General features: G+C 70.1%; 13 protein-coding genes. 11 read left to right on the forward strand and 2 right to left on the reverse strand.

The window, feature by feature from the left end; genetic code table 11:
- Positions 1–206 precede the first annotated feature (206 nt).
- Complete coding sequence (locus tag M8C17_RS20920; RefSeq protein ID WP_252418212.1) at positions 207–749, forward strand: hypothetical protein; 543 nt, start codon at positions 207–209, stop codon at positions 747–749.
- Positions 746–1,852 carry a C40 family peptidase gene (locus M8C17_RS20925; protein WP_252418213.1) on the forward strand — a complete coding sequence of 369 codons (1,107 nt, stop codon included), beginning with the start codon at positions 746–748 and terminating at the stop codon, positions 1,850–1,852. Before M8C17_RS20920 ends, M8C17_RS20925 begins: the two co-directional genes overlap by 4 nt.
- A gap of 66 nt (positions 1,853–1,918) precedes the next feature.
- Here M8C17_RS20925 and M8C17_RS20930 read toward each other — a convergent pair whose 3' ends face one another.
- Positions 1,919–2,992, reverse strand: a complete 1,074-nt coding sequence (locus M8C17_RS20930) for a DUF6236 family protein (protein ID WP_252418214.1) — start codon at positions 2,990–2,992, stop codon at positions 1,919–1,921.
- A 410-nt stretch (positions 2,993–3,402) separates the two neighbouring features.
- Between M8C17_RS20930 and M8C17_RS20935 the strand changes: the two genes are divergently transcribed.
- The 9 genes from M8C17_RS20935 to M8C17_RS20975 all read left to right on the forward strand — a co-directional run bounded on the left by M8C17_RS20935 (position 3,403) and on the right by M8C17_RS20975 (position 12,080).
- Positions 3,403–4,500 carry a DUF4314 domain-containing protein gene (locus tag M8C17_RS20935; protein WP_252418215.1) on the forward strand — a complete coding sequence of 366 codons (1,098 nt, stop codon included), beginning with the start codon at positions 3,403–3,405 and terminating at the stop codon, positions 4,498–4,500.
- Positions 4,501–4,548: 48 nt separating this feature from the next.
- Positions 4,549–4,851 carry a hypothetical protein gene (locus M8C17_RS20940; RefSeq protein WP_252418216.1) on the forward strand — a complete coding sequence of 101 codons (303 nt, stop codon included), beginning with the start codon at positions 4,549–4,551 and terminating at the stop codon, positions 4,849–4,851.
- A 268-nt stretch (positions 4,852–5,119) separates the two neighbouring features.
- The gene (locus tag M8C17_RS20945) at positions 5,120–6,253 is read left to right on the forward strand and encodes an AAA family ATPase (protein ID WP_252418217.1); all 1,134 of its coding nucleotides are present in this window, start codon (positions 5,120–5,122) and stop codon (positions 6,251–6,253) included.
- Between the two features lie 11 nt (positions 6,254–6,264).
- The gene (locus tag M8C17_RS20950; protein WP_252418218.1) at positions 6,265–7,863 is read left to right on the forward strand and encodes a VWA domain-containing protein; all 1,599 of its coding nucleotides are present in this window, start codon (positions 6,265–6,267) and stop codon (positions 7,861–7,863) included.
- A 221-nt stretch (positions 7,864–8,084) separates the two neighbouring features.
- Complete coding sequence (locus tag M8C17_RS20955; RefSeq protein WP_252418219.1) at positions 8,085–9,083, forward strand: DUF4192 family protein; 999 nt, start codon at positions 8,085–8,087, stop codon at positions 9,081–9,083.
- A gap of 47 nt (positions 9,084–9,130) precedes the next feature.
- Positions 9,131–9,520 (forward strand): hypothetical protein, encoded by a 390-nt coding sequence (locus M8C17_RS20960; RefSeq protein WP_252418220.1) that lies wholly within the window; start codon positions 9,131–9,133, stop codon positions 9,518–9,520.
- Positions 9,521–9,686: 166 nt separating this feature from the next.
- Entirely contained in the window at positions 9,687–10,265 is a 579-nt protein-coding gene (locus M8C17_RS20965) for a hypothetical protein (RefSeq protein WP_252418221.1), read from the forward strand.
- Positions 10,266–10,932: 667 nt separating this feature from the next.
- Positions 10,933–11,268 carry a hypothetical protein gene (locus M8C17_RS20970; RefSeq protein WP_252418222.1) on the forward strand — a complete coding sequence of 112 codons (336 nt, stop codon included), beginning with the start codon at positions 10,933–10,935 and terminating at the stop codon, positions 11,266–11,268.
- A gap of 344 nt (positions 11,269–11,612) precedes the next feature.
- Positions 11,613–12,080, forward strand: a complete 468-nt coding sequence (locus M8C17_RS20975) for a hypothetical protein (RefSeq protein WP_252418223.1) — start codon at positions 11,613–11,615, stop codon at positions 12,078–12,080.
- A 175-nt stretch (positions 12,081–12,255) separates the two neighbouring features.
- Here M8C17_RS20975 and M8C17_RS20980 read toward each other — a convergent pair whose 3' ends face one another.
- The gene (locus M8C17_RS20980) at positions 12,256–12,783 is read right to left on the reverse strand and encodes a hypothetical protein (RefSeq protein WP_252418224.1); all 528 of its coding nucleotides are present in this window, start codon (positions 12,781–12,783) and stop codon (positions 12,256–12,258) included.
- Between the last annotated feature and the right edge of the window lie 73 nt (positions 12,784–12,856).

Below are 12,856 nucleotides of genomic sequence, written 5' to 3' on the forward strand. Positions count from 1 at the left end.
GTGCCCCGGCTACCGGCCCGGGCGGCCTACAGCAAACAGCCGCTCTACCGGCCCTCATCCGCGCAAGGCCACGCAGCCGCCGCGCTGCGTGGCCTTGCGCGCAGTGCCCGACCCGGCCCGCCCATCCCCACCGCGTGCTCGCCGCGGCCCCGGATGTGGCCCGCGTCCGCCTCGTCCTGCCGTGAACACTGTCGAAGGAGTTGCTCGTGAGCAGCCGCTGCTACGTCGGCACCGCCGACCCCCACCAGCCACACCTCGCGCACGCCCGGTTCGTGCTCTTCGACGGCTATCCCGCCGCCGTCATCCCCGCGCTCGCCGGCATCTGGGCGGGCCACGCCCGCCGCGACACCCACGTTCTCGTCGCCGCGGTCCTCGCCCACGACTGGGAGTACCTCGACCCGACGATCACCGGCGCCGCCACGTCCGGGTTCGCGGGGCAGCACCCGGTTGCCGGGGTCGGCATGACCCTGGCCGCCACGTCGCCGGACGGCACGGTCGAGGCGCCGGAACCGGTCAGCGTCTTCCCGCTGTCGCAGGCCGCGCACCTCGACGCGGCATGGATCTACCTCATCGACCCCGCCGCCGACGCGATCGCCGTGCACACCGACGACGGCGAACCTGCCGCCCGCTACCACCTCGACGCCTGCGCCGCCCCGAAGCCCTCCGCCCCGTACCGGGCAGAAGGCGCCATCGCGCACCCCTGGGCCGCACATCATTGCTGCGTCCCCACGCCGGGGGTGCCCCGATGAGCGCGCGTGCCCTCGGCGCCATCAGCGCGGGCGTGGTCGCCCTGCTCGTGCTGTGCGCCGCCGGCGTCGGCGCCTTGTTCACCGGCGGCGGCACCGCCTCCGCCGGCTGCTACAGCGCCGTCGGCCCCGACGGACAGCCGCTACTGCCCAGCATCAGCGTGTCCCCACCAGCTAACGGCGTCGGCGGGTGGAGCAGCGAGCAGGTCGGCAACGCCACCACCATCGTCGCCGTCGGCGCCGAGCGCGCGGTCCCGCCCCGCGGTTGGGTCATCGCCCTGTCCACCGCCAGGCAGGAGTCCACCCTGCGGAACCTGCCCGGCGGGGACCGGGACTCGGTCGGGCTGTTCCAGCAGCGCCCATCCCAGGGTTGGGGCACACCCGCCCAGCTCCAGGATCCCCGCTTCGCCGCCGGGAAGTTCTACACCACGCTGCTCACGGTCGACGGCTGGCAGGCCATGCCGTTGACCGAGGCCGCGCAGGCGGTGCAGCGCTCCGCCTTTCCCGGCGCCTACGCCAAGTGGGAAGACGACGCGATCGCCATGGTCCGCCTGCTGACCGGCGGCGGCGCAGCCGGCCCGATCGCAGGCGATCTGGAGCAGGCGATGAGCAACCCGCTGTGCCTGGTCGACGGCGGTGACGGCCAGTTCGGCGGCGAACCGGTCTCCCTGCCATCCGGGTTCTCCCTGCCGGCGGGCACGCCGCTGCCGGTGGTCACCGCGATCGGCTGGGCCCTGGCCCAGCTCGGCACCCCCTACACCTTCGGCGGGGACTGCACCGCCGCGCACTCCGGCGTCCCCGCGCGGCAGTGCGACTGCTCGTCGCTGCTGCAGCAGGCCTACCGGGCCGCCGGCATCCCCATTGCCCGCACCACCAGCGAACAGGTCCACGCCGGAGCGCCGGTCACCGACCACCGCGACCTGCGGCCGGGAGACCTGATGTTCATCGCCGGCAGCCGTGGCAGCGCCAGCCGCCCCGGGCACGTCGGCATGTACCTCGGACAGGGCCTTCTGATTCAGGCGCCGCACACCGGCGACGTCGTGAAGATCAGCAAGCTCGCGGCGTGGAGCCGCCAACTCGCCGCCGTCCGCCGCATCGTCGACTAGCCCATGCTGCACTCGCGCTAAGGCGGGTCCTCACGACTCGGCTAAGCGTGGGCATAGGCCTTCAGTTTAATCGAGCCGAAGTTCGGACCTAACCCGCTGCAGGTAGGTGTACGGCGAGGTGGGAGCGTCACTGCCGCGGATTGGGGTTGTGGCGATGTTTACGGCAGCACCGGCGACAGTGGTAGCTAATGCGATCTGGGAAATCGCCTCGGCGTCAACATCGGCACCGAGGCTGGCCCCGAGACCTGCTGCCGTGCCACTGCTGATGATCGCCACGCAGACCGCGACGGACCGCGTCAACCATCGGCGTCTCGTCGCCCGGGCTGCGGAGCGCAGGTTGTCGAGTGCCTCCGTCAACTGTTGCTCAGCTTCACGGACAATGTCCTCTGGATGTTCCCACCGCTGCGCCAGATCGTGCAGCAGCTTCTCCACCGCCATGAGGAGCCGCTCACGCTCTGGCTTGTAACGCTCCCGGAATCGCAGCACGTCGGAGAGGAGGACGTCCTCGGCCGGAACCGGAAGGAGCCGACCGATTTCGACCCGCCAGCAGGCTTCGGTTCGACTTAGATGAGCGACGTGGCCTGCGTGGGAAGTCATCCCTGACAGCGGCCGATGGCCCAGCCAGTAGGCGGGCTCCTTATCGGTGAACGGCCGTAGCGCCGAGCTAGCGGTATGCCCGACGATGGCGTTTTGTTCAGCGGCCACTCGCCGGGCGATGATCGATAGCATCACCAACTGCACTCGAGGATTCATCACCCATACCTCCGGCCCCCGCCGGTCAGGCAAGACGAGCCCCATACCTTGGAGCAGGTCCAAGCAGTTGCTGTCCGCCTTCGCCGCGTAGAAGCCCGAACCTGGATATGCCACGCGGTCTAGAGGCGGAAGGAGATCATCGAGCGGAATCTGCTCCAACGCGGCGACCAGCTCAACGTCCATGTCAATCATCCGAGCTGGGTCGTAAATCAGGCCAGCCTCGATTGGCTCGTACAGTCCGGCGTCCGCTACCTCCCGCATCCGGTCGTCGAGTAGTACTGCATAGTTCGGCGGCACAACAGTCGCGATCCTGTCCCAATAGAGCAGTGCGTGATATAGCCCGGCGTTCGATGGGTTGATGTCGGGATAGTAAAGCATTCCTGGCATCACGCCTCCCGCCAATCCTCTTCAAACCGCTCAATATACCACTGCCCCAATTAGACCAAGGCTGCCTTCTCAGCCCGCGTCCCTTCGTCTACAAGGGTCATTATGGCAGCCGGTGTCACCCGCTGCCGCGACTGGCTTCGAGACAGGCCACTACCTCACCCCAACTGGGCGTAACGCGTATCGACTGAACGCCTCCACTGACGATACGCATCGCTGACCTTTCGCAAATTTGGCACCTATCCGCCAATGAACGCGAGCAGAGGATGCCGGGACTGCTCGCATGGCCAGCCCCAGCCTCTTCCGCCCAGTCACCAGAAGCGCCCCAGCAACACATGCGCCGCAGCCACACCGTCGGCTGCTGCTGGGCGCTCTGTGCGTCCACGTACGACCCACATCGAAACGGAGACACAATGACCTATCAGCCAGGCGAGCGCGTGGCGCTCGTGCACACCACCGACCCGCACACCCAGCTGCGGCCCGGTGACCAAGGCACCGTCCGCCGCTACGACCCCGACCGGCGGATCGTCGACGTCGACTGGGACAGCGGCTCCCGGCTGGCGATGATCCTCGACACCGGTGACCGCATCCGCCGCATCGCCGGACAAGACGTGACGGACGCTGACTGGCAGCGGGTGCTCGACGCGCTGCGCGCCGCGGGCACCGCCCCCGGACGAGAATCGGCGCAGTGGTGGGCCCAGGACGTTCTCGGTGGCCGCGCCCGCGGCAGCGTCGCCGCGACCGCACGGCAGGTCCTGACCGCGGTCGACGACGGCGATCCCGCAGTGCTCGACGGCCTTCCCGCGGCCGACCGATACTTTCTCACCGAGGACCGGGACCGGTATGCCGAGGCGGCCCCGGACGGAGCGCCGGCGTGGGACGGCCTGACCACGGCCCGCTGCGACCAGACACGGTGGGCGTGGTGCGACGGCTTCGACGCCGCGGTCACCGACGAGGTCGCCCGGCAGTGCCGGGTGCTGTTGAACCCCACCGGGGACGACCGCGACCTGAGCCACCTGCACCCGAAGCAGGTGCGCATCGGTGAGCCCGGGGTGTTCGCCGGTGACTGGGCGTGGACGCCGAACAGCGATGGCGAGGTGCGGATCCCGGTGGGGTTCGTCGGGACGCTGGTCGACACCTGGAATGGGTGGGCGGTGTTCACCTGCACCCGGCAGGTGGCCGAGGCGATCGTCGCCGAGCAGCAGGCCGCGCGCGACCGGTACCGGCAGCACCTCGCCGACCAAGGCGTCACCGGCAGCGACCTGGACGATCTCGTGGACGAGTCGATGGCCCGGATGCGCTTCGACGGTGACGTCATCGACGTCGACGAAAGCCGGGTGCACTACGACCCGGAGGCGGTGCAGCGGATCGCTCCGAACGCGGACGGCGAGTACATCGTCATGGGCTGGGCGTGGACGTGGATCCCGGTGCACCCCTACGACTGCGACCACCTTGTCGGCGACATTCCCGCCCCCGGCGAGCAGCCGAGCTCTGCGCTCGGCGCCCCGTGACCCCGCCACCAGTCATGGCAATCCCACGACCACGATCGGAGCAACGCGATGCGCGACGACGTTGACGACGAGTTCAGCGGCTACGCCCACGAGGAGATCCTGCAAGCCCTGGTGCTCCAGTTGCTCACCAGCGACGAGCTGGACCGGCTCTGCGACGACGCCGGCCTGCCCCAGCTCACCGCCGGCGATGGCCAGCCGGTGCACATCATCTCGGCCCGTACCTACCGGGACGCCCAGGTTCTGACCCTCGACCGCGGTGTGTGGCTGGAGCTGTCCGACGGCAGCGTGTTCGGCCTGACCGTGCAGGTCTCCCGACGGCCAACCACTGAGGTCACCCTCCGCCGCCGATAACGCCGGTTCGCGTACCAGTTGCCCGGCTCGACTTGACCGATGCGGTGCCAGGTGCGTTCATCGTCGTCGCCCACCGCCGGGTGTGCGCCGGCATCCGCCTACCGGCAGCCCTCCGGGTTGCCCCCTTTTGAGCAGCTCACGAGGTTGCTGGCCGTCCCTGCCAGGGGATCGGCCCGCCAATTCCCATCTCCGCCGCGCGGACACCGCACCACCGCCCGCGCACCCGGAGACGGGTGCGCGGGCCCCACCCCTACGACAGGAGACCAGCATGGACCCTGCAGCCCCAGCCGCCAGCCCCGACGACAGCGCCCCGGACAACGCGACGTCCGGTGACCGTCGTCCCGGCTACCTCTACCGGCAGGTCGCCGCCTACCTCGCCAGCCACCCGGACCAGGTGCTCAAGGTCGGTGAGATCACCACCGCGATCGCCGCCCGCTCCTCCGGGGCGGTGTTCGAAGCCCTGAAGAAGATGGCCGCGGCCGGGTACGCCACCCACCACACCGACCCGCACCGCTTCCAGATCACCCAGGCCGGCAGCGACGCCGCAGGCACCCTCCCACCACCCCTGCCCCGCACTTTGACCAGCAGCGGCGGCGGCAGGTCGAGACGGCAGCCGGTAACACGGCCGAACGGGGACCTGTACTTCCCCCGCAAGCTCGCCGGAGCCACGGACGTCGACGTGCTGCGCCGCCTGCGTGAGAAGCGAATCCCGGTGCTGCTCTACGGGCCGCCTGGCACCGGCAAGACGGCCCTCGTCGAAGCCGCCTTCCCCGACTTGCTGACCGTCGCCGGGACCGGGGACACCGTTGTGGAGGATTTCCTCGGCAACTTCATCCCCCTCCCGGACGGCGGTTACGAGTTCGTCTATGGCCCCCTCGTTGCCGCGATGCGCGAAGGCCGGGCCCTGCTGGTCGATGACGCGACCCTCATCGCTCCGAAGGTCCTCGCCGTGCTGTACCCGGCCATGGACGGCCGGCGGGTCATCACCATCCCCGGCTACCGCAACGAACGCGTCGAAGCCGTCGACGGGTTCTACGTCATCGCCGGCCACAACCCCGGCGTGCACGGCGCGATCCTCACCGAAGCCCTCGCGTCCCGCTTCGACGTGCACATCGAGGTCACTACTGACTGGGACCTCGCCCGCCACCTCGGCGTCCCCGCCCCCGCCGTGCAAGCGGCCATCGCCCTCAACACGGACCTGGCTGCCGGCCGGGTGTCGTGGGCGCCGCAGCTGCGCGAGTTGCTCGGCTTCGCCCGCGTCCGCAAAACCCTCGGCCTGCCGGCTGCCGTCGCCAATCTCGCCGGCCGCGCTCCCGAAGACGACCGCGAGTCGGTTGTCGCCGCTCTGCGGCAGCAGTTCGGCACCGACATCACCGCCCTGACCCTCGGCAAGCAACGCTGAAAGGAGCCCTCATGCCCCACCCCCACACCCACCTGCAGCCCGACACCACCACACCCGGCGTCGCCGATCCTGCCTGGCAGGACTGGAGCACCGCCTGGACCCGGCACGTCTCGGTCCTGACCGGCCGCACCGACCTGACCGTGACGGTCGCGCCCGGCGCTGGCGGCGGCGCCCCCGCCTGCTTCTACCCCGACGACCGGCGCATCGAAGTCGACGCCAGCCACATCGGTGCCCCCGACGTCGCCAACCCCCGCCGCGCCGGCCACAAGAAGCTCGTGCCCACCGCCTACGGGCTGCTCGTGCACGAAGCCGCCCACGCCGCCCACAGCCAGTGGCGCACCCCGCCCGGCACCCCACCGGTGGTGGCCGCCGTCGCCAAGGTCCTCGAAGAGTCGCGTATTGAGTACCGGCAGCGCAGCCGCCGGCGCGCCGACCGGCGGTGGCTTCGCCACACCGTCACCACGCTCCTCGACCCCGGCGACGCGCCCGTCGATGACCTGTGGCACGCCGGACACCTCGCTGGACTGCTCCTCGCCCGCGTCGACGCCCGCATCCTCACCGCCAAAGACATCCGCGGTGTCCGCGCCGCCGTCACGGCGATCCTCGGCCGCAAACGCCTCCTGCAGCTGCGTGACGTGTGGCGGCAGGCCCACACCGCTGACGACACCGACGCCGAGGCGATGATGGACCTGGCGTGGCGGTGGTGCCGCATCCTCGGCATCAACCCTGATCGGCAACCAGATATCCCCGTGCCGGATCCGGGTGTGTTCGCTGGCCGACTCGCCCAGGCCCTGACCGACTACCTCGCCCACGCCACTGGTCTGACCCCCAGCGAGTATCGGGCCCGGCAGATCACCGCCCGGTTCTCCGCTCCCGCGACGTGGACCCGACGCGACCCCACCGACGGCGAACGCGCCGCCGCCCGCCACCTCGCCGCCCGGCTGCGTCGCGCCCGCACCCACCAACCCGAACCCGACACCCGGCCCAGCCTCATCCCACCCGGCCGGTTGCGCACCCGCCACGCCATCACCGCCCAAGCGCAGACCGCCGCCGGCACCATCCCCACTGCCACACCGTGGCAACGCCGCGCCGCGCTGCCGCCGCCGAAGCCGACCCTGCACCTGGGCGTCATCGTCGACGTGTCCTTCTCCATGCACCCGTACGCGGCGCCCATGTCGTCGGCCGGGTGGATCCTCGCCCACGCCGCCCGCAGCAGCGACGCCATCACGGCCACCATCGCCTTCGGCAGCACGGTCACCCTGCTCATCGGCCCCCGGCAACGCCCCACCCACGTGCAGGAGATGCGCACCTTCGGCGGCAGCAGCACCTTCATCGACGCCGTCAAGCTCGCCGACGAACTGCTGCAGCTACGCCAGCCCGGCAGGCTGCGGATGCTCGCGGTCGTCTCCGACGGCGACCTCGACGACATCCCGGCAGCGCAACGACTCGTCACCACCTTGCACCGCGCCGGATGCGCCGTGCTGTGGCTCCGCCCCGCCGACCTGGACGGGCACACCTTCACCGACACCACGACCCTCCTGGTGGCCGACCCGGTGCAGGCCATCGACCACGTCGCCGACGCCGCCGTCACCGCCCTCGAGCAGGCCTGACAACAGCCCGCTCCACCCGACCGGACCTGGACAGACGGCCGCCACTGCCGACGCCAGACGCCGCGGATGACTCCGCGTGCCTGCTCGACCGGCACGGGATCGGGTTCTTTCCCTGCACCGCCTCAGCCGCTTGCCCGGCTACCCCGCGCAACCCGCGCACCCCGGGCACGGCCATGCGGCCGTGCCCGGGATTCCCCGCTCCGTACATCTCGGGAGACACCGTGAGCGACAAGCACCGCCTACCGATCACCTCACCGGCTGACCTGATCACCGCCGTGCCCTACCTGCTCGGCTTCCACCCCACCGACAGCCTGGTCCTCATCGGACTCACCGGCCCCACCGTCGCCGTCGCCAGCCGCACCGACCTCCCCAACCCCGCAGACGCCGTCGACTGGGCCGACGAGGTGATGCCTCAGCAACTACGCATGCTCCACCACGCCGACGTGACCGCCACGATTGTCATCGGCTACGGCCCCGCCACCCAGGTCACCCCAGCCGTTGACACCGTCACACCCCGGCTGCATACCGCCGGCTTCGACGTGTTCGACGCGCTACGGGTCACCGACCGCCGCTACTTCTCCTACCTCTGCCAGAACCCCACCTGCTGCCCCATCGACGGCATGCCCTTCGACCCCGACCGCAGCGACCTCGCCCTGCACGCCATCGTCGCTGGCCACACCACGCTGCCCGACCGGCAGGCACTCGTCGCCAGCATCGCCCCGATCGACGGCCCCGCCCGCGCCGCCGTCACCCGCGCCACCTACCAGGCCCGGGCACGCCGCCGCGCCCTCGCCGCCCAGGGTGGCCATGGCGCGCTGATCCGCGCGGGCGAGGCGATCGTGCGGGAGACATTCACCCGCTACGCGAATGACCAGGTGCTCACCGACGACGAGCTCGCCTGGCTGACCGTGCTGCTGCCCATCACGGCGATACGCGACGCCGCGTGGCGGGCCACCGACTCCCAGCCGTGGCATGTCGCGCTGTGGAGCGACATCACCCGCCGCGCCCAACCCGACCTCGCCGCCCCACCCGCCAGCCTGCTCGCCTTCGCCGCCTGGCGCAGCGGCGCCGGAGCCTTGGCCTCCGTCGCCGTCGAACGGGCCCTGCAGGCGAATCCCACCTACTCCCTCGCTCAGCTCATCGACCGGATGCTGCGCGAAGGACTACCCCCGTCCGTGCTCGACGGCTGGCCCGACCAGAGCATGCGCACCACGCTCTGACACGACTCGCCGCCGCCCATCAACCCCATCGCCTTCGGGGGACACCTATGTCTGACTACCTCGACATCCTGCGACGACTCACCGACGGTGAGGGCTACGCCCTCGACGCCGACGAACTGGACCAAGCCTGCGCGCAGCATGCCGACACCGTGTGCGCGCTGATCTCGGCGGCCGCCACGATCGCTGCCGCCGACGCGCAGATCACCACGCTAACCAACGCCGCGAACCTGCTCTGCGACGTTCACGCCGACGGCGGCGCAGACGCGGTGCTGTCCATGCGCGAGCGCCTCGACCGGGTCGCTGACACTCTCACCCGCGCCCTCGCTCAACGGGACAAGGCCACCGCCCGCCTACGGCAGGAATGCCACGCCCTCACCGAACTGGGCGCCGGCCTGATCACCCGCCCCGGCGACAGCCCCAACCCGCCCGCTGACTAATGGCAAGCGCACACCCGGTCACGCCGTGACCGCTGCCGCCTAGACACCCACCGGCACTCACGAACCTCTACCGGCGGCGCCGGCAACTCCCGCGCCCCGCGCCTCATCCCGGCTGCGGGGCGCCTCCATGTCCGCTCACTGAAACCAGAAGAGGAGAACACCGCAGATGACTAGCACAGACATCACACCCCGCGAGCCGGCACTCGAAACCATCCTCCGCACCAGTTGGGAGGCCTTTCACCCCGGCCAGCAGGCGCCACTGGGCTGGCTCACCCACACCACCGCCCAGATCCTGTCCCACCTGCGGCAGGCCGAGACCTGCACCCCATCCGATAACGCCCACCCCGACGCGCCGAACCGGTTGCACCGGCAGGTACCAGAAGCGCTCGCCGACGCCGTCCACACCAAGCAGGTCAGCATCGACGCCGCGAACAGCCTTCTGGAGGTCCTCGACCTGCCGCTGCTGCCCCGCCGCTGGCAGGTCCGCCTCACCCTTCCCCTGCTCATAGACGTCACCGCCACCACCCGCGAGAACGCCTTCACCCGCGCCGAGAACACCATCGAAGCCGCGCTGGCCGACCTGCCCACGAGCATCGAGTGGGACGGGCAGGAAGGCTACGAAGCCCTCGGCGGTGACCTCGACGCCGACGAGCCACCCAGGTACGACAGGCCGGAATTGGCCGACAGTATCTCGGTGGCGTCCTGCGCAACCGCCGACCCGGCTCATCGCACCGCTCACGGCTGAGCCTCGGCGTCCTTTCGCTGACCGCCGCCGACACCCGACCCGTCCTGACGCGCAACGAGGCGGCCAACATGGTCTCCGTTCTGCGCGAGGCCGCCCGTTCCTTCCCCTGCGGCGTCCCAGTCTCACCGTCCTAGCCGGAACGCCGCCGCTACTTTCTCCCGGGGAGAAAGTGATCTCGTATCCCTCGTGCTGGCGCAGAGGACGTGCCGCCCCTCACCAAACCCACCCTGCCACCAGCCCGGGCCGCGATGCCCGACGGCCGCGGCCGCGCTCTTGCGTTGGCCAGGACCTCTCTGCCGCGAAAGTAGGGGGAAGAAGGCCTGCCACGGCGTCCCCGGTGCCGAAGTTCCGATGGGTGCTCCCCGTGCGTTGTCACCGGATTGGCCGACGCAGCCCGTGGCGACTACTCCCCAGTTCACGCCTCCGCCGGTTGCGCTGATCACCATTACGGTCAGCCCTTCCGGCGGGCGGCCGGGTTTGCTGGGAGGCCGCGCGGCGCGGGACGAGCGAATCCGCCCAACGTCACGACGGCGACTTGATCTATCCGGAAAGTCGAGCGTTACTCGTCACGGCCGCCACCCCGGCGAACCCGACAGCGGATCCCCCACACCGCTGGCCAGGGGTGGCGGCCACCTGAGTCGCACCCGCACCGGAAGGGCAGCAGCTGATGTCGCAGCCGCACCGCCGCGCCGCACCGCACCATGTCACCGACGTCCTGCTGTGGCTCCTCGCCACCGACGTCGCCGCCCGCCACCTCCCCGACCCTGAACGGCCCCGCCACTGCGCGAACCTGCGCTGCCACAACGAGGCATACCCGTGCCCGCCGGCACGCGACGCCCAGCATGCCGGCCGGGCCGCGACCCGACCCACGCTGCTCGCCCGCGGCCGGGCGGGTCTCGCACCGGCCGCCGCCGCGGCGGCACGGTTCGCCGGCTGGTTCGGACCCCGACAAAGCCTGGCAACGCCACCGCAACGGCAGACGTCGTCACCACGAGCCGCCTGACCTTGGCCGCGCAACCTGCGACATCCGCCGCCGTCGCGCTCCCGTCCACGCTGGCGATGCGACCAATCGCCGGTCCCCAAACGAACCGAGGACTTATGAAATCAAGTTGCTCACCATGGGCCAGTGGATGGCACGGCGACCTACGCATTACGAGATCAAGTTGCCCGCCCCGACGACCTGGGCACATGAGGGCCTAGCAGCGGAAAGGCCTCTCGACATCTGACACCACTCCCCCACCGTCCGCCGACCTCTTGCAGACCAGATGCGGACCGCTCACGGTCAGGAGCCGGGCAGAGGTGACCGCAGCGTCCGCCTTACCCCTGACGGCTTGGCAGACTGACTGCGTGACGGATGAGCACGGCCAAGACGAACCCAACATCGGCCAGCCGCCCCGGACACCAACTCTGGAAATCGCGAGGCAGTTGGCAACGGAGTTGGCAGGGGTGGCGACTGTGGAGGTGGACAGCATCGAGGGCGGGATAGCGGTGGGCGTCACACCACGTAACCCCGATGCTCGTGCCTTCGGATGGACGGACTTCTCCGATGAACTCATCCTGGGGGTCGGTGACTACGGCGGCCGATGGGAACTGGAAGCCGGCCCTGAAGACGTCGCCCTGCTCCAAGACATCGCCCGTTCAGTGATCGCCGGCAGGGTCCGGGAGGTGTTCGGTCCCGGCCGCTCGGCCGTCTCGGTCACGCTCGCCGATGGATCAGTGGAGACCGAGATCGGAGGCGAAGCGCCGACCGGCTGCCTGCCGCTACCCTTCTGGCGGCGGTGGTCCCGCAGCGTCCACTACGCCCCCTACAGGTAACCCGGTGTGAACGTCAGTTTGGAAGGGGGCGCTCAACTGGTCGTGATGCCCGAAACGCCTGCGACCGGTCGCTCGCCGGGTCGCTTCTCGCGCCCGCTCGTGACAGCTGCGCGCCACGGTTACTGGCCCGCGGATGGCCCGAGCCGCCCCCCGGATCCCTAGCTGGCTCGCCCTGTCAGCTGTGGCAGCGAAGGTCTTCCCCACCGGGCTTAAAGCTGATGTCAATCCCGAGCTCGCCGTAGGTGTGCGGGCCTGGCGTAGCACGCCCAAACCCAAGGATTAGACGAACCTGCTGCCCGTTCGTTGTCCGGTCGGCGCAAAGCGGATTCCACTCTCCTGACTCGGGGGCGATCCTCCAATGACCCGCCGTCAACAAGGTGCGGTAGTGGTCAAGGACCGGGTCCATCGACGTGCCCGGCGGCAAGCCGATGTCCGCCGAAACAAGCCCCCAATCGTCGCTTTCACCCCCGCACGGGGCCTGATCGACACGGTCGAGGGTGGTGCCGGATGGAGGAGAGCTCAGCACCCGGTCTCGTGTCAGCTGCTCGGCCAACCGATGATCGGCATCCGTGCACTCGATCGCCCGCGCGCCAGGGCTCTTGATCGGCTCGGCTAGCTGCTGGAGAACAACGCCACACAGCACCAGAACACCGAGCAGCACCGCGCCGACTACGGCGATGCGGGCAAAGACTTGCTGGGGCATCCGCCGAGGGTAGAACAGTAAACCGTCGGGGCGGTCCTGGAGGATCTCCTCGTCGGGCAGGTGTAGACCGTCC

Origin of the sequence: Micromonospora sp. RHAY321 (genome assembly GCF_023896955.1) — a bacterium.
In the GTDB taxonomy this organism is placed as follows: domain Bacteria; phylum Actinomycetota; class Actinomycetes; order Mycobacteriales; family Micromonosporaceae; genus Micromonospora.